The 15,618-nt window shown below is 64.3% G+C and carries 13 protein-coding genes; 7 read left to right on the forward strand and 6 right to left on the reverse strand.

The features are described from left to right. Positions 1-17 precede the first annotated feature (17 nt). The 7 genes from IB263_RS15310 to IB263_RS15340 all read left to right on the forward strand — a co-directional run bounded on the left by IB263_RS15310 (position 18) and on the right by IB263_RS15340 (position 8,807). On the forward strand, positions 18-1,559 hold the full coding sequence (locus IB263_RS15310; RefSeq protein WP_060601747.1) for a sugar ABC transporter ATP-binding protein: 1,542 nt from the start codon (positions 18-20) through the stop codon (positions 1,557-1,559). 28 nt (positions 1,560-1,587) lie between these two features. Further along, positions 1,588-2,577 (forward strand): ABC transporter permease, encoded by a 990-nt coding sequence (locus IB263_RS15315; RefSeq protein ID WP_192438678.1) that lies wholly within the window; start codon positions 1,588-1,590, stop codon positions 2,575-2,577. 2 nt (positions 2,578-2,579) lie between these two features. Next, a complete protein-coding gene (locus IB263_RS15320; protein WP_034805596.1) occupies positions 2,580-3,590 on the forward strand; it encodes a sugar-binding transcriptional regulator in 1,011 nt (336 codons plus the stop codon). Continuing rightward, the gene (locus tag IB263_RS15325; RefSeq protein WP_060601744.1) at positions 3,587-4,582 is read left to right on the forward strand and encodes an aldo/keto reductase; all 996 of its coding nucleotides are present in this window, start codon (positions 3,587-3,589) and stop codon (positions 4,580-4,582) included. The genes IB263_RS15320 and IB263_RS15325 overlap by 4 nt, the downstream gene beginning before the upstream one ends. A gap of 12 nt (positions 4,583-4,594) precedes the next feature. Further along, a complete protein-coding gene (locus IB263_RS15330; protein ID WP_192438679.1) occupies positions 4,595-6,343 on the forward strand; it encodes a glycerol-3-phosphate dehydrogenase/oxidase in 1,749 nt (582 codons plus the stop codon). Then, positions 6,340-7,158: a class I fructose-bisphosphate aldolase gene (locus IB263_RS15335; protein WP_180316482.1), complete on the forward strand. Its 819-nt coding sequence runs from the start codon at positions 6,340-6,342 to the stop codon at positions 7,156-7,158. Before IB263_RS15330 ends, IB263_RS15335 begins: the two co-directional genes overlap by 4 nt. A 119-nt stretch (positions 7,159-7,277) precedes the next feature. Then, positions 7,278-8,807, forward strand: coding sequence for an FGGY-family carbohydrate kinase (locus IB263_RS15340; RefSeq protein WP_192438680.1), 1,530 nt, complete (start codon positions 7,278-7,280; stop codon positions 8,805-8,807). A gap of 75 nt (positions 8,808-8,882) precedes the next feature. On the opposite strand, the gene IB263_RS15345 is transcribed toward IB263_RS15340, so the two are convergent. The 6 genes from IB263_RS15345 to IB263_RS15370 all read right to left on the reverse strand — a co-directional run bounded on the left by IB263_RS15345 (position 8,883) and on the right by IB263_RS15370 (position 15,565). Then, the gene (locus IB263_RS15345) at positions 8,883-9,509 is read right to left on the reverse strand and encodes an outer membrane protein (protein WP_051659706.1); all 627 of its coding nucleotides are present in this window, start codon (positions 9,507-9,509) and stop codon (positions 8,883-8,885) included. 202 nt (positions 9,510-9,711) lie between these two features. Further along, the gene (locus IB263_RS15350) at positions 9,712-11,049 is read right to left on the reverse strand and encodes a HAMP domain-containing sensor histidine kinase (protein WP_060521967.1); all 1,338 of its coding nucleotides are present in this window, start codon (positions 11,047-11,049) and stop codon (positions 9,712-9,714) included. Then, complete coding sequence (locus IB263_RS15355) at positions 11,046-11,720, reverse strand: response regulator transcription factor (RefSeq protein WP_034805614.1); 675 nt, start codon at positions 11,718-11,720, stop codon at positions 11,046-11,048. Before IB263_RS15355 ends, IB263_RS15350 begins: the two co-directional genes overlap by 4 nt. A 326-nt stretch (positions 11,721-12,046) precedes the next feature. Then, positions 12,047-13,786, reverse strand: a complete 1,740-nt coding sequence (locus IB263_RS15360; RefSeq protein WP_060530410.1) for a M14 family metallopeptidase — start codon at positions 13,784-13,786, stop codon at positions 12,047-12,049. Beyond that, on the reverse strand, positions 13,783-14,637 hold the full coding sequence (locus IB263_RS15365; RefSeq protein WP_192438681.1) for an ABC transporter permease: 855 nt from the start codon (positions 14,635-14,637) through the stop codon (positions 13,783-13,785). The genes IB263_RS15360 and IB263_RS15365 overlap by 4 nt, the downstream gene beginning before the upstream one ends. 4 nt (positions 14,638-14,641) lie before the next feature. Beyond that, positions 14,642-15,565: an ABC transporter permease gene (locus IB263_RS15370; protein ID WP_034805623.1), complete on the reverse strand. Its 924-nt coding sequence runs from the start codon at positions 15,563-15,565 to the stop codon at positions 14,642-14,644. Positions 15,566-15,618 lie beyond the last annotated feature (53 nt).

Raw genomic sequence — 15,618 nt, forward strand, 5'->3', positions numbered from 1 at the left:
TGCGGGTGGAGGACAGCATGACAGCACAACCGGTTCTGGAGGTCCGGCGCGTCACCAAGCATTTCGGTGCGGTGAAGGCGCTGACGGAGGTCGATTTTCGCCTCGAGCGGGGAGAGATCCACGCACTCTGCGGCGAAAACGGCGCAGGCAAATCCACGCTGATGAACATCATTGCCGGTGTGCTGCAGCCGAATGACGGCGAGGTGCTGGTGGATGGAGCGTCCGTGAAAATCGCCTCGCCGGCGACCGCCCAGACGCTCGGCATCGGCCTCGTCCACCAGGAAATCGCGCTCTGCCCGGATGCGACGGTGGCGGAAAACATGTTCATGGCGGCCACCAACCGCCGGCGCTCGCCGCTGATGAATTACGGCGCGCTCGAACGCGAAGCCCAGGTAGTGATGAACCGGCTGGCGCCGATCGACGTCCGCCGCAAGGTCGCCGACCTCGCCATTTCCAGCCAGCAGCTGGTCGAGATTGCCAAGGCGCTGACGCTCGACTGCCGCGTACTGATCCTCGATGAGCCGACCGCGGCGCTGACGGAAGCCGAAGCGCAGGCGCTGTTCGCCATCATCCGCGACCTGAAGGCCGCGGGCATATCGATCATCTATATCAGCCACCGCATGGCCGAGATTTTTTCGCTCTGCGACCGCGTCACCGTGTTTCGTGATGGCCGCCATGTGGTCACCGAGAAGATCGCCGACGTGACTGCTGATGATGTCGTACGCCGCATGGTCGGCCGCGAGATCAGCCAGCTCTATCCGCAAAAGCAGGCGCCGGAGGCGCGGACGGACGAGACCATTCTCTCTGTGCGTGGCTTGAGCGATGGCGACCGCATCGACACCGTTTCCTTCGATCTGAAGCGGGGCGAAATTCTTGGCATCGGCGGTCTGATCGGCTCCGGTCGTACCGAGATCGCCGAAGCGGTCTGCGGTCTGAGGGCCAAGTCGAAGGGCGACATTACGCTGCGCGGAAAGCCGCAGCGCATCGGCAACTACCGCGACGCGGTCGATGCCGGCATCGTCTATCTCTCGGAGGATCGCAAGGGCTCCGGCGTCTTCGTCGACCTGTCGATCGCGCAGAATATTTCGGTGCTTGATCTGAAGACGCTGACCGGGTCGCTCGGATTGCTGAATTCCAGGGCCGAGGCCGATCTCGCCCGCGATTTCGTCCGCCGGCTCGGCGTGCGCATGGGCGGCATCGATATGCCGGTCTCGTCGCTCTCGGGCGGCAACCAGCAGAAGGTGGCGATTGCCAAGCAGCTCGCCGTTCGCCCGCAAGTGATCCTGATGGACGAGCCGACGCGCGGCATCGATGTCGGCGCCAAATCCGAAATCCACCGGCTGCTGCGCGAGCTTGCAGAAACCGGCATCGGCATTGTCGTGATCTCGTCGGAACTGCCGGAGCTGCTCGGGCTTTGCGACCGGGTTCTGGTCGTGCGCGAAGGCGCGATCGCCGGCGAGCTTGACGACAGAGAAATGAGCGAGGAGGCGGTGATCCGCCTGGCCTCAGGGGTGACGCAAACGGCCGACGCTGGCCGGATGGTGGATCATGTCGCCTGAAAGAACTGATAGAGCCGGGGAGGCGGAAATGGCTGTTGATACGATGGTTGCAACGCATGCGCAGGCGCCCGCCTGGAAACGCATCGGCACGATGCGTGAGGCGGGGCTGATCGCGATCATCCTGGCGCTCGGTATCATCATGAGCTTTGCCTCGCCGCATTTTCTCACCTTCGGCAACATGCGCGCCATGCTGATGAGCTTTTCGGTCGAAGGCATCGTCGTCGTCGGCATGACGATCCTGCTCATTGTCGGCGGCATCGACCTCGCCGTCGGCTCGGTCGTCTGCTTTGCCATGGTGCTGGCCGGTTCGCTGTTTCTCGCCGGTGTCGATCCCTGGACGGCCTCGCTGGTCGGCATCCTCGCCAGCAGCATGATCGGCATGATCATGGGCTTCTTCGTCACCGTCGTCGGGCTCAATCATTTCATCACGTCGCTGGCGGCGATGGTGATCGTGCGCGGCCTCTGCCTCGTCATCACCAAGGGCACGCCGCTGTCGCTCTTCACGCTGCCGGCGTCGTTCAAGGCGGTCGGGCAGGGCACGTTCCACGGCGTGCCTTATGTCATCCTGATCTTCGTCGCCGTCGTCGTGCTCTTCGACTTCCTGCTGCGCCGGGCGACCGCCTTCCGCAAGGTCTTCTATACCGGCAGCAACGAGAAGGCGGCGCTCTATTCGGGCATCAAGACCAAGCAGGTGAAATTCTGGGTTACGGTGCTTTGCTCGACGCTCGCAGGTGTCGCCGGCGTCATCTACATGTCGCGCTTCGGCGCCGCGACGCCCACCTTCGGGGTCGGTATGGAGCTCAACATCATCGCTGCGGCGGTCATCGGCGGCGCCTCGCTCAACGGCGGCCCGGGCACCATCCTCGGCGCCATCCTCGGTATCGCTCTTCTCTCGGTCGTCACCAGCTCGTTGATCCTGCTCGACGTCTCCGTCTATTGGCAGGACATGATCAAGGGGTGCATTCTCTTGGCTGCCGTTTCCATCGACCACCTGCTGCACAAGCGGAAGGCAGCCTGACCATGCCGATTGCCAAACCCATTTTGTCCCAGGCCTCAAGTGCGCGAGAAGAACTCGTCGTCGCGCGGCAGATGCATCAGGCGCTCGTCCTGCATTTCCTCGAAGGACTGACCCAGTCGCAGATCGCCGATCGGCTCGGCATCTCGCAGCCGACCGTTAACCGGCTGATCAAGCGCGGCCGTCAGCTTGGCCTGGTCGAGATCAAGATCAAGTCGCCGATCGAGCCCTTGGTCGACATGGAAGAGCAGTTGCTTGCGATCGGCGGCATCCGCCGGGCGATCGTCGTGCCGACCGTTTCCGACAATCAGCAGACCGCACTCCAGGCGGTCGGCGAGGCGGCAGCCCGGCTGCTGCTCGAAGAGATCGGCGATGGCGACACGATCTGCATCACCGGCGGCAAGGGCGTCAGTGCCGTCGTCGCGGGGCTGCAGGCGCCGCGCCGCTTCGATGTCGAGGTTATCCCCGGCACCGGCTGCGTCCAGGGCAAGCACTATACGGATGTGAACCACGTCTCGACGATGATGGCCGACAGGCTCGGCGGGCGGTCTTTCCAGATCCACGCGCCGCTCTTTGCCGACAGTGCCGCCGAGCGGGCGATGCTGATCAACATGCGCTCGGTGGCGGATGTCTTCGGGAGGGCGCGCGAAGCGAAGGTGGCGGTGGTCGGCATCGGTTCGATCCTTTCGGACGATTCGAGCTACTACGACCTGCATCCGTCTTCGAGCACCGACCGAGCGGCAATCGAGCGCTCTGGCGCAAGCTGCGAACTTCTCGCCCATCTGCTCGATGATGAGGGACGTGTCTGTGACTACAGCCTCAACCGTTCGCTGGTGTCACTGACGCTCGAGGAGTTCGCCTCGATCCCGACGAAGATCGGCGTGGCAAGTGGACCGAACAAGGCCGGACCGATCCTCAGCGTCATGCGGGGACACCACCTCGACACGCTGGTGACGGACGAGGCGACCGGCGAGCGCGTGCTCGCCATGGCAAGCGAAAAGGGACTTCTGGCATGAGCGGGGATCAATTGATGCGGGAGATCGGCCGATCGGGCGTGAAGGCTTCGGCCGTCGGGCTCGGCACCTGGGCGATCGGCGGCTGGATGTGGGGCGGCACGGACGAGCGGGAATCGATCGCGGCGATCCAGGCCTCGCTCGACGCCGGTGTGACGCTGATCGATACGGCGCCGGCCTATGGCCTCGGCCGCTCGGAAGAGATCGTCGGCAAGGCTTTGGCCGGCCGCCGCGACAAGGCAATCATCACCACCAAGTGCGGGCTCGTCTGGCATACGGACAAGGGCAAGCACTTCTTCGACCAGGACGGCAAGCCGGTGCACCGCTACCTCGGCCGAGATGCGACCCATCACGAGGTCGAGCAGAGCCTGAAGCGGCTCGACACCGATTACATCGACCTCTACATCACCCATTGGCAGGACCCGACGACGCCGATCGAGGAGACCATGGCCGCGCTCGAAGAGCTGCGCCAGGCGGGCAAGATCCGGGCGATCGGCGCCAGCAATGTCGGCCGTAGCGACCTTGAACAGTACATCGCGATCGGCGGGCTCGACGCGATCCAGGAACGCTTCAGCATGATCGATCGCGAGATCGAGGCGGAGCTTTTGCCGCTGACGCGGCGCAACGGCGTCGCCACGCTCAGCTACTCGTCGTTGGCGCTCGGGCTTCTCTCCGGCGGCATCGGCCCGGAACGGGTGTTTTCAGGCGACGACCAGCGGCGCGACAATCCGCGCTTCTCGGTCGGCAACCGCGAAAAGGTCGCGGCCTTTGCCAAGGCCATCCAGCCGGTCGCAGAAAAGCATGGCGCGACAATCGCCCAGATCGTCATTGCCTGGACGCTCTGCCAGGAGGGCGTGACTTTCGCGCTCTGCGGCGCACGCAATCCGGCGCAAGCGCTCGACAATGCAAGGGCCGGGACGATCCGGCTCGATCACGATGATCTCGCGGGGATCGACGCGGCCATCGCGGCGACGCTCGTCAACATGGACAGCTAACGGACTGCCATCATGAACCGGGAAGAGATTTTCAACGGGCTCGCCAAGAGCCCGAAGGTGGACGTGTGCGTCCTCGGCGGCGGCATCAACGGCCTCAGCGTCTTTCGTGAACTGGCGCTGCAGGGGGTGAACGTGCTGCTCGTCGAAAAGCACGACTACTGTTCGGGCGCGAGTGCGGCGCTGTCACGCATGGTGCATGGCGGTCTTCGCTATCTCGAAAATGGCGAGTTCAGCCTGGTCAGGGAATCGCTGGTCGAACGCGATCGGCTGCTGAAGAACGCGCCGCATTATGTGGCGCCGCTGCCCACGACCGTGCCGATCTTCGACATCTTCTCGGGCCTTGCCAATGGCGCGGTTCGCTTCCTGGGATTGACGCGGCGGCCAAGCCGCCGTGGCGCCGTCGCCGTCAAGATGGGCCTTGGCATCTATGATTTCCTGACGCGCAAGCGGGCGCTGATGCCGAAGCATGCCTTCCGCGGGCGGCGCACGACGCTTGCACGCTGGCCGGCGCTCAATCCCGACATCAAGAGTTCCGCGACCTATTACGACGCCTGGGTCAGCCAGCCGGAACGTCTCGGCATCGAGCTGTTGAAGGACGGGCTTGCCGCCGGTTCTCACGTGCAGGCGCTGAACTACGCCGAACTGACGCTGGCCGCACCCGGACGCTACGAACTGAAGGACGATGTCACCGGCGCGGTCGCTGCGATCGAGCCCGGCCTCATCATCAACGCCACCGGCGGCTGGATCGATATCGCCAACGGCGCACTGTTTCCCGCAACGTCGAAGCCGGCCTCGTTGATGGGCGGCACCAAGGGCTCGCATCTGATCATCGACAATGCCCAACTCATGGAAGCGCTTAACGGCCACATGATCTATTACGAGAACGAGGATGGCCGCATCTGCATCCTCTTTCCATATCTCGGCAAGGTGCTGGTGGGCTCGACGGACATTCGTGTCGATGATCCCGAAACCGTGCGCTGCGAAGCCGACGAGCGTGACTACATCCTGCAGTCGCTCGCCTTCGTCCTGCCAGACATCCGCGTCCGGCCGGAAGAGGTGGTGTTCCAGTTCTCGGGCGTACGGCCGCTGCCGGCGAGCCAGGACAGCTTCACCGGTCGCATCCCGCGCGACCATTTCTGCACCTTCGTGGAGGGTGTTGAGGGCGGTCCGCCGGTGCTCTGCATGATCGGCGGCAAATGGACGACGTTCCGCTCCTTCGGCGAAATGGCGGCCGACCTCACCCTGGAACGGCTCGCAAAACAGCGCCATGTCAGCACCGGAGAACGTGCCATCGGTGGCGGGCAAGACTATCCCTCCGATCGCGACCGATGGGTCGATGATGTTGCGGCAGCCACCGGGCTTTCGCGGGAGCGCATGCAAGTGCTTTTCGTCCGCTATGGAACGGGCGCGCGAGACGTTGCCGATCTCATCGCCGCCGGCGTTGACCATGCCTTGCCGCATCCGGATTACTCCGCGCGCGAGCTGCAATACCTGATCCGCAGCGAAGCCGTCGAACATCTCGAGGACCTGCTGCTGCGCCGCACGACGCTTGCAATCACCGGCGAGCTCTCGCTCGACATGGTGGATGCGGTGCTCGCCTTGCTTGCCGTCGAAAAGCAATGGTTGCCGCCGCGTGTCGCGGTCGAGCGTAAGCGATTTCTTGCCCTTCTCGTCGAGCGCCATGGCGTCGACGAGGAAACCCTATCCGTACGGAACGAACAAAGGAGTGCATTATGCGAAACAACAGCAAGGTCCGGATGAACCGTCTGTTCGGCGGTGGACGTTGCCTCGACGTCGCGATCGATCATGGCGTCTGCAACGAACCCTCCTTCCTCAATGGTCTTGAAGACATGTCAGCCGTGGTCAAGGCGCTGGTCGCGGCCGCACCGGATGCGATCCAGATGAATTTTGGCCAGGCGGATCTGTTGCAGGAGGTGCCGGGCAAGGACAAGCCGGCGTTGGTCATGCGTCTCGACATGGGCAACCCCTATAACCGCATCCGCCACCGGCACATGTGGGCCGTGTTGCAGAACGAGGCCGAACCGTTGATCGGCGCGCTGGCGATGGACGCGGCCTGCGTCGTCGTCAACCTCTTCATGCTGCCGGACGAGCCCGATCTCTTCCGCCAATGCGTCGCCAACATCTCGCGCGTGCGGGCCGATTGCGACAAGTACGGCATGCCGTTGATGATCGAGCCCTTGGTGATGCAGCCGGTGACCGAGCATGGCGGCTACATGGTCGATGGCGATGCCGAGAAGATCGTGACGCTGACCCGGCTTGCGCGCGAGATGGGCGCTGACATCGTCAAGGCGGACCCGACCACCAATGCCGAGGATTTCCACCGGGTCGTCGAGGCTGCGCGCTGCCCGGTTCTCGTGCGTGGCGGCGGCAAGGAGGACTTGCGCAACGTCTTCGACAAGTCGGCGGCCTTGATGCGTCAGGGCGCAATGGGCATGGTCTATGGGCGCAACATCTACCAGCACGCCAATCCGAGCGCCGTTGTGCGCGGCCTGATGGCGATCATCCATGAGGATGTAAGCGGCGAAGAAGCCTACGCGCTCTACCAGCGCGGTTGAAATCGCTCAGCCGGAACCGCTTCACCAGCGATGCTCCGGCGCAAGAGGAACGCTGCCGCTGTGAGGACACCGGCGGCGTTCCGGCAAATGGATTAAGGACCTTGGGGAGGGGTTCGGCAATGGGTAAGTATCTGCTCGGGATCGACGCCGGGAACACCGTGATCAAGACGGTACTTTTCGATCGTGACGGCAACGAGATCGCGATGGCCGCGGAAGAAGGGCACAGCCATGTGCCGATGCCCGGCCATGTCGAGCGTGGGCTTGGCGAACTGTGGGGCCATGCCAAGGTGGTGATCCGCGCCTGCATCGAGCGCGCCGGCATCGATGCCAGCGAGATCGCGGCGATCGGTTGCGCCGGGCACGGCAACGGTCTCTACGCGCTCGATCGAGACGGAGAACCGCTTGTCGGCATACAGTCGCTCGACACTCGCGCCGCCGGCCTCGTCGAGGAGTGGCAGGCCGCAGGCGTCGGCGAGCGAACCTATCCGATCGCCGGGCAGAAGCCCTGGCCATCACAAACGCCGACCCTGCTTGCCTGGCTGAAGCGCCATCGGCCTGACCAGTTTGAAAAAATCGGCACGGTGTTTCTCTGCAAGGACTTCGTCATCAATCGCCTGACCGGCGCGCGCGTCAGCGACGTCTCGGACATGAGCGGCGCGGGCCTGCTCGATGTCGCCGGTAGGCGTTACGATGCGGCATTAATGAAGGCCTATGGCCTCGGCGAAGACATGGACCTGCTGCCCGATCTCGCCGAAAGCGCCGATATCGTCGGACGCGTTACCGAGGAAGCGGCGGCGCAGACGGGTCTGGCTGCCGGCACACCCGTTGTCGGTGGGCTCTTCGACGTGGTCGCTTCGGCAATCGGCTCGGGCGTCACCCGCACCGGTGCTGCCTCGATCATCGCCGGCACCTGGAGCACCAACCAGGTGATCATCGACCAGCCTGATCTCTCACGTCCGCTCTTCATGTCCTCGACCTTCGATCGCAAGCGCTACATGGCGATCGAGGCGAGTGCCACGTCGGCGGCCAATCTGGAATGGCTGGTGCGCGAGCTCTTTCCGCACGACGGCAAGGATGGCCGGTCGCCCTTCGATCTCTGCTGCCAGCTGGCAGCCGAGGTCACGCCGGCCTCTGATGACCCGCTCTACCATCCGTTTCTCTATGGCGCTCAGCAGGACGGCAACGCGCGCGCTGGCTTCTACGGCGTCGCCGGCTGGCACGGCAAGGGTCATCTGGTCCGCGCCGTGCTTGAAGGCGTCGCCTTCGGCCATCGCCAGCATATCGCGGCGTTGCGCGCGGCTGGGGCTCGCTTCGAGGAGGCGGTGCTTTCGGGTGGCGGATCGCGCAGCCTGATCTGGCCGCAGATCTTCGCCGACGTGCTTGACGTGCCGGTGACGGTCGCCCGTTCACGCGAGACCGGCGCACTCGGCGCCGCGATTACGGCTGGCGCCGGCATCGGCCTTTTCGCCGATATCTCCGCCGGTGCTGCGGCGATGGTCAAGACCGAGCGCCACTACCGTCCAAACCCTGCACTTGCCGCGCATTATGACAGGCGCTTTGCGCTTTACGGCGAGATCGCCGCTGCCATGGCGCCGATCTGGCGCCGGCTTGCAACGCCCGAGCGATCGGCGCGGGAAGCGGCGGAGTGATCAGGGCAGGGGCATCGGTCTGTCGGGGCGCTGCTGGGAGGAACGTTGCAGCGCCGCCGCAAACCGTCGGACCCGTCAGAAACGCATGTTGATGCCGGCCTTGATGACGTGGCTGTTGATGTCTTTCTCGCTGGAGCCTGAGCTCGTGTGGGTGCGGACATCGGGCGTCGTGATGTAGTTGTATTCGAGCTTGGCGGAGAGGCCGCCGGCAAAGGCCTGTTCCACGCCGGCGCCGAGCAGGTAGCCGCCCTTGAAGCCGACGTCGTTACGCACGTCGCCGCCCTTCTTGTAGCTGGTCATGGCGTAACCGGCCGTGCCGTAGACGAGCGTCTGGTCGAAGGTGAGACCCGCCTTCGCCTTGATGGCGCCGCGCCATTTCTCCTTGAGCTTGCCGCCGTTGACCTTGTGCTCGGTGTCGCCGAGATAGGAGCCTTCGATTTCCGCCCCGACGATGCCGGGGCCGGCCTGCATGTTGTAGCCGGCCTGGACGCCGAGCGCGACGCCATTGCGGTCGGCGAACGGGTTGGGGCTGCCGGTAAAGCCAAGGCCGCCATGGGCACCGACATAGGCGCCGCTCCAGCTGAAGGCCGGCGGGTCCTGATAGGTGGGGGCCGAGAAATCAGCCGCCTGGGACGGCTGTGCGCCGCAGAGGGCGAGAAGGGTAAGACCCGACCAGATGGAAAACTTGCTGGACTGCCGCATTTTCTTGCTCCGTGCATAGGAAACGCGCCTTGATGGCGCTTGCGTCCTCCCATGCGCGCTTCACCTTTGGGGTGGGATGGCGATGTTTGGACGGTACACGGCCTTTGTCGGCCCCACGGATTGCATCAACATTGCGCAACTTATCTAAGTTGCTGATTTTGTTGTTAGTTAACTGTTAACCATACGCCGACTGAGGAAAATCCTAGCCGGCAGGCAAGGTGATGCGGAAGCAGGCGCCGCCCTTGGGATCATCGACCACCGAGATGTGACCCTTGTGGCGGCCGATGATCTCGCTGACCAGATGCAAGCCGAGGCCGGCGCCATGGTCCCGCGGCTGCAGGCGATGGAAGGGCTCGAAGATCCGGGCCCGTTCCCGTTCCGGAATGCCGGGACCTTCGTCGGTAACCTCGATCACGCCGCCGCGCTCCACCCGGATCGTGATCAGGCCGCCGGCGTGTTCGATGGCGTTGCGCACGAGGTTGGTGACCGCCCGCTCGATGGCGCCGGTATCGCCGCGCACGACGACGCGCTCCGTGCCCGGAGCGAAGGAAAGGTCGCAGCCGGCCGAAAGCGCAAGCGGGGCGAGGTCGGCCGTCACGTCGCGGCAGAGCGAAACCAGGTCGAGCTGCCCGAAATCCGTGCCGTCGCGATCGATGCGTTCGAGGTCGAGCAACTGTTCGGCAAGCCCGGCAATGCGATTGGAATCGATCAGCAGGCGGTTCCTGAGCGGGCCGGCCTCCATGCTTTCCAGGCGCGTGTGCAGGATCGCAACCGGGGTTCGAAGCTCGTGTGCCGCGTCGAGGATAAAGCGCTGGCGGCGCTCGTACCCCTCATCGAGCCGCTGCAGTGCGCCGTTGAACGCCTCAACGAGCGGTCGCACTTCGCCGGGGATGCGATGATCGGGCAGCCGGGCACCGCGGCGCTCGACATCGATCGTCTTTGCCTGGTCGACCACTTCGGCAAGACCGGCAAAGGCGCGCCTTACGATGATCGGGATCGCGAAGGCCGGGATCAGCACCACGATCAAGACGATCGGCAAAAGCAGAAGGTTTGCCAGGATGAACACCGCGAAGGACGCGCTCCAGAGCCGCCCTCCACCGGCAAGCACCGTATAGGTGCCGTTGTCCGTGGTTACCGAGCGCACGATCGACGAGAGAGTATAGGGCTCGATGCTGTCACGCATATCGCCAAAGGCGATGCGGTCGAGGTGCTCGCCAATGCTGCGATAGGCGTCCGGCACCGGTCCGCTGCGGATCATGTCGCCGCGTTCGTTGCGTGCGACGAACCAGAAATCGGCGGACTCGGCCCGCATGGCAAGCAGTTGCGGCGTCTCAACCAGCGTCAGTCCACCGGCGGGATCCGGCCGGATTGCCCCGGCCGCGATCGACGCGGCGTCGGCGTCGAGGAACTTGCCGCCGAGATCGGCGCGCGTCAGCAAGGCCATGAAGCCGGCGATGACCGCCATCAACAGCAGCACCTGAAAGGTCAGGATCTGCCAGATCAGACGCTTCTTCAGCGAGTTGGTGGAAGCGTTCGTCATGGAGAGGGTCTCAGAAGGTAGCCAACGCCGCGGATGCTGTGAATTTCAACGCCGGCACCGGTTTCCGAGAGCTTGCGGCGCAACCGCGAAACATGCGCGTCGAGAGAATTGGACTGGATCTCGTCGTCATAGCCATAGACGGATTCCTCCAGAGTCGAACGCTGCACCGTGCGCCCCTGCCGGCGCGCCAAAGCCTCCAGCACCAGCAGCTCCCGCCGCGGCAGGTCCAGCACCCGGCCGTCGACACGAGCCTGCCTGCCCTCGAAATCGAAGATCAGCTGGCCGATGCGGGCGGTGATCGGCGCAATATCAGGTGAACGTCGCATCAGGGCACGGATGCGCGCCAGCAATTCCTCCACGGCGAACGGCTTGGCGAGATAGTCGTCGGCGCCCATGTCGAGCCCCCTGACCCGTTCGTCGATGGCGCTGCGCGCCGTCAGCACGATTACCGGGATTCCCGATCGTAACGCACGCACCCGCGGGATCAGCGACAGGCCATCGCCGTCGGGCAGTTGCCGGTCGAGGATGATGCCGTCGTGAACCTGGCTGGCCAGCGCTGCCATCGCATGGTCGATCGACGGTGCATGGTCGAGGATCATGTCATAGCGGCTGAGTGCGGCACTGAGTGCTGCCGCCATTTCCAGCTCATCCTCGACAAGGAGCAGGCGCATTGAATATCTCCGAATCCGATAGGCGTATCTCGTTCACGTCTGGTGGACGAGGATTGCAACAACGTTGCGGCCTTTCGCTGCCTTTCTAGCGGCGAGAACGGGCGCCCGGCAATGCAGAGCGGCCGGGGCTTACCGCATTCGGATGGGACGGAGAGAATAGCCGCGCATTTGCGGGGCGAGCGATCGGAAAAGAGCCCTCAAAAATCGCCTTGCGCGGCAGCGCCGGGCGGGCGCTGCCGCGCAAGGCGCAGACCGTCAAACGATGTGTCGCTGCGCAAGGGTACGCAGCGGCACAGGACCGGCCATGGGCCGGCCGATGACGGAGGTCAGGCGACGGCCATGATCCGCTGGAACGCATCATAGGCCGCAAGCACCGTTTCCTTCTGAGCCTCATGGCCGGCAATGAAGGCATCGCCGTAGATGGTCTCGTCGGGATACTCGGTGATCAGCGTCAGCGGTGCCGTGTGGCGGTCGTCGACGGAGATCATGCAGGGGAAGCCGTTGATGATGCGGAAACCGGTTTCACCGGCATGCGTCTCGTAAAGCGCGATCTGGGCGTCGTTGTAGGCGAGCAGGCCCGGAACGGCCGCAAGCCGCTCGGTGACTTCCGCGATCAGCTGTTCGGCGCGCGCTTCCCATTCGGCGTGGTGGCGCATGATCAGGAAGAAGCCCTTGGGCAGGGTCCACATGGCAAAACCGCGCGGCACGTAGCCCGAAAGCGGCCGCGTCCACTCATGCGAGGGATAGCCGTGCAGGTTGACGTGCAGCTGCGCGCCGGTCAGCCGCTCCGCCTCCTTACGGATCTCGCGCTCGTTGAGTGCTGCACCGGTGCGGTATTCGAGATCGTCGCCAAGGGCGGTGTAGCGGGCGGCATGGTGCATGTGCAGCGGGTTGTCGATGCGCAGCCGCTGGTGCACGGCATAGCCGTCGGGGTTTTCGAGCGGCGAGATGGTGAAGTGGCTACCGGTGCGGGCGGCGAGCGCCTGGGCGGCGCGAAGCACGCCGACGATGCCGGTCGTCTCGTTCGGATGCTGTCCGCCGCTGATCATGACCGGCGCATCGCTTCCCTTGTGATAGCGGGCCTTCACCGGCCGGCCGGCACGCGACCTGGCCTCGAAGGGCTGGCCGTCGATCGCGGCGAGTTCGGCATGGATCTGCGCCACCGCCAGCGGTGCCTCGGCGGTGTCGAGCGGCAGGGTTTCGCCTTCGACATCCGTCGCCTGCAGCGGCCGCGCCTTGACGACGACGGTGGGCTTGCCGACGCCGAAGACGATCTCCGGCACGATCTGGCCGGGCTTCAGGCCGCGGTCGCCGAGCGGGCGACCGGACTTCTTCTGGAAGACTTCGAGCAGCGAGAAATAGAAGTCCTCGTGCAGCGCTTCGCGAAGGCTGATGACTTCCTCGCCGACGGGCAGGCGGAAGTCGGTGATCGGCAGGGTCACGCGGATGTTGAGCTCTTCGAAATAGGGCTCGCTGTCACCCCAGGCATGATCGGAGATCGCCTGCATCGTGCCGGCAAAAAGCCGCTCATAGTCGGTATCGAGGTGGCATTCGCGATGCTTGTCGCAGCCCTCGTCGAGGCGGATCCAGCCGGTCGGCGACAAAAGCGTCTCGCCGATGAAATCGGTGTGGATGCGGTTCGGTGCGAATACGGCGTGGTTTTCCTGGCGCCCGTCACGGAAGGTAAGCGTGACGTCATAGATGAATGCCTTGGCGCTGCCTGCCTCGAAGCGGATCTCGGCATCGCCGACGAGGGCTGCGAGCGGATAGGCTTCGAGCAGGAAACGGTTCTGAGGCGCGCCCTCATGCTGGGGATAGCGGACGACGACGCTTGCGAGGGCTGCGCGATCCACTTCTTCCAGGAAGAAATGCAACAGCGGCTTGTAGGCGCTCCTGAGCGCCGCCTTGACGCCGAAGCTTGCAAGCTTCTGTTCGGCAGCCTTGCGGCTGGCAGCATCGTCGAACAACCAGGCTTCGAGCTTGGTTCCGCGGGCGGCCTCCTTGCCGTAGGTGGTCAGAAGCGTGTCGAGGGTGCGCTCGAAGGCGCCTTCGAAAATCGTCGTCATCGTGAAGTTCTACCGGTTGGGTCGAGGCTGTCACGCAGCCAGTCGCCGAGAAGATTGAGGCCGAGAACGGTGAGCAGGATCGCAAGGCCCGGGAAGACGCTGACCCACCAGGCGTTCTGCAGGTAGGTGCGGCCGTCGGCCAGCATGCCGCCCCAGCTCGGGATCAGCGGATCGACGCCGAGGCCGAGGAAGGTGAGGCTGCTTTCGAGCAGGATGTTGTTGGCGACGTTGAGCGTCATCAGCACGATCACCGGGCCGATCAGGTTCGGCAACAGGTGCTGGAACAGGATCTTGTAGTCGCGAACGCCGATGGCGCGGGCCGACTGGATGAACTCGCGCTCGCGCAGCGACAGGACCGAGCCGCGCACGAGCCGGGCATATTGCACCCACTGCGAGACGATCAGCAGGGTGATGGTGTTGCCAAGCCCACCGCCGACGATGGCGATGAAGGTGATCGCCAGCAGGATGAAGGGGAGCGCCAGCTGCACATCGGCAAAGCGCATGACGAGCATGTCCCAGAAGCCGCGATAGTAGCCGGAGACAAGCCCCATGACCACGCCGACGACGACGGCGCCGGCAACCGACGTCAGGCCGACGAGCAGCGAGATCTTGCCGCCGGCAACCACGCGAGCCAGCACGTCGCGGCCAAGCGGGTCGGTGCCGAGCGGATGGGCCCAATTGACAAAGGGCGGCGTCAGCCGCGCCATCAGGTCGATCTTGTCGACGCCGCCGGGAAAGAGCACGCCAGAGAAGAGAACGGCGAGGCAGATGCCGCCGGTGAGCAGCGCTCCGAGGATGAATTCGAGGTTGCGGAAGCGGGCGAAGCGGGTGCTGGAAGCCTTTGACGACATCGGCTCACTCCGTCCGGATGCGCGGATCGACGAGGCCATAGGCGATGTCGACCAGAAGATTGACGAACACGATCATTAGCGAAAGCACGGTTATGACCGCCTGAAGCACGGGGTAATCGCGCGACGCGACCGCGTCGAAGGCGAGCGTGCCCATGCCCGGCCAGTTGAACACCAGCTCGACGACGACGATGCCGCCGAGCAGGCCGCCGAACTGCAGGCCGAAATAGGTGATCAGCGGGATCGCGCAGTTACGAAGTGCGTGCTTGTAGAGCACCTTGCTTTCGCTGAGGCCCTTGGCGCGCGCGACCATGATGTATTGCGACTGCAAGGTTTCCAGCATCGCGGTGCGCACCAGGCGCACATTGGTCGCCGTCAGGATGATGCCCATGGTCAGCGCCGGCATGATGAAGCTTGCAAAACCGTCCATGCCGCTTGGCGGCAGCCATTTGAGGACGATCGAGAACAACAGGACCAGCATGATCGCAAGCCAGAAGTTCGGGAAGGAAAGCCCAACGAGCGACAGAATGCGGATTGTCTGGTCGGCCCACTTGCCGCGGGCGACGGCGGCGCGGATGCCGAGCGGAATGGAAATCGCGATCGAGACGATCAGCGAGGCGAAGGCGAGCAGCATGGTCGCCGGCAGCGCAGAGGCGATCAGCTGCGAAACAGGCGTACCGCCCATGAAGGAGCGGCCGAAATCGAGCCTGAACATGCCCGTGATGAAATCGGCATATTGCGCCAGGAAAGGCTGGTTAAGGCCGAGCCCCTCGCGGATGCGCACGAGGTCGGCCTCGGTGACGCTGCCAGCGCCCTGCGCCAGCATTAGCGCGGGGTCACCGGTGAACCGGATGGCATAGGAGACGGTCAGTGTCACGACGAACACGACGAAGACCGCCTGCAGAAAACGTTTGATCAGAAATCCGGCCAAGTGACCCGCCCTTTTGGAAAAATGGTCCGCCGCCTCAAGCGTGAGGCGGCGGA

Origin of the sequence: Ensifer sp. ENS03 (assembly GCF_014852035.1) — a bacterium.
Taxonomy (GTDB): domain Bacteria; phylum Pseudomonadota; class Alphaproteobacteria; order Rhizobiales; family Rhizobiaceae; genus Ensifer; species Ensifer adhaerens.

Excerpts from the sequence above, each read along its gene's own strand:
- IB263_RS15355 (WP_034805614.1), bottom strand. The coding sequence starts at position 11,720 with ATGCGCCTGCTCCTTGTCGAGGATGAGCTGGAAATGGCGGCAGCACTC.
- IB263_RS15350 (WP_060521967.1), bottom strand. The coding sequence starts at position 11,049 with ATGACGAACGCTTCCACCAACTCGCTGAAGAAGCGTCTGATCTGGCAG.
- IB263_RS15310 (WP_060601747.1), top strand. The coding sequence starts at position 18 with ATGACAGCACAACCGGTTCTGGAGGTCCGGCGCGTCACCAAGCATTTC.
- IB263_RS15345 (WP_051659706.1), bottom strand. The coding sequence starts at position 9,509 with ATGCGGCAGTCCAGCAAGTTTTCCATCTGGTCGGGTCTTACCCTTCTC.
- IB263_RS15320 (WP_034805596.1), top strand. The coding sequence starts at position 2,580 with ATGCCGATTGCCAAACCCATTTTGTCCCAGGCCTCAAGTGCGCGAGAA.
- IB263_RS15360 (WP_060530410.1), bottom strand. The coding sequence starts at position 13,786 with ATGACGACGATTTTCGAAGGCGCCTTCGAGCGCACCCTCGACACGCTT.
- IB263_RS15325 (WP_060601744.1), top strand. The coding sequence starts at position 3,587 with ATGAGCGGGGATCAATTGATGCGGGAGATCGGCCGATCGGGCGTGAAG.
- IB263_RS15335 (WP_180316482.1), top strand. The coding sequence starts at position 6,340 with ATGAACCGTCTGTTCGGCGGTGGACGTTGCCTCGACGTCGCGATCGAT.
- IB263_RS15330 (WP_192438679.1), top strand. The coding sequence starts at position 4,595 with ATGAACCGGGAAGAGATTTTCAACGGGCTCGCCAAGAGCCCGAAGGTG.
- IB263_RS15365 (WP_192438681.1), bottom strand. The coding sequence starts at position 14,637 with ATGTCGTCAAAGGCTTCCAGCACCCGCTTCGCCCGCTTCCGCAACCTC.
- IB263_RS15340 (WP_192438680.1), top strand. The coding sequence starts at position 7,278 with ATGGGTAAGTATCTGCTCGGGATCGACGCCGGGAACACCGTGATCAAG.
- IB263_RS15315 (WP_192438678.1), top strand. The coding sequence starts at position 1,588 with ATGGCTGTTGATACGATGGTTGCAACGCATGCGCAGGCGCCCGCCTGG.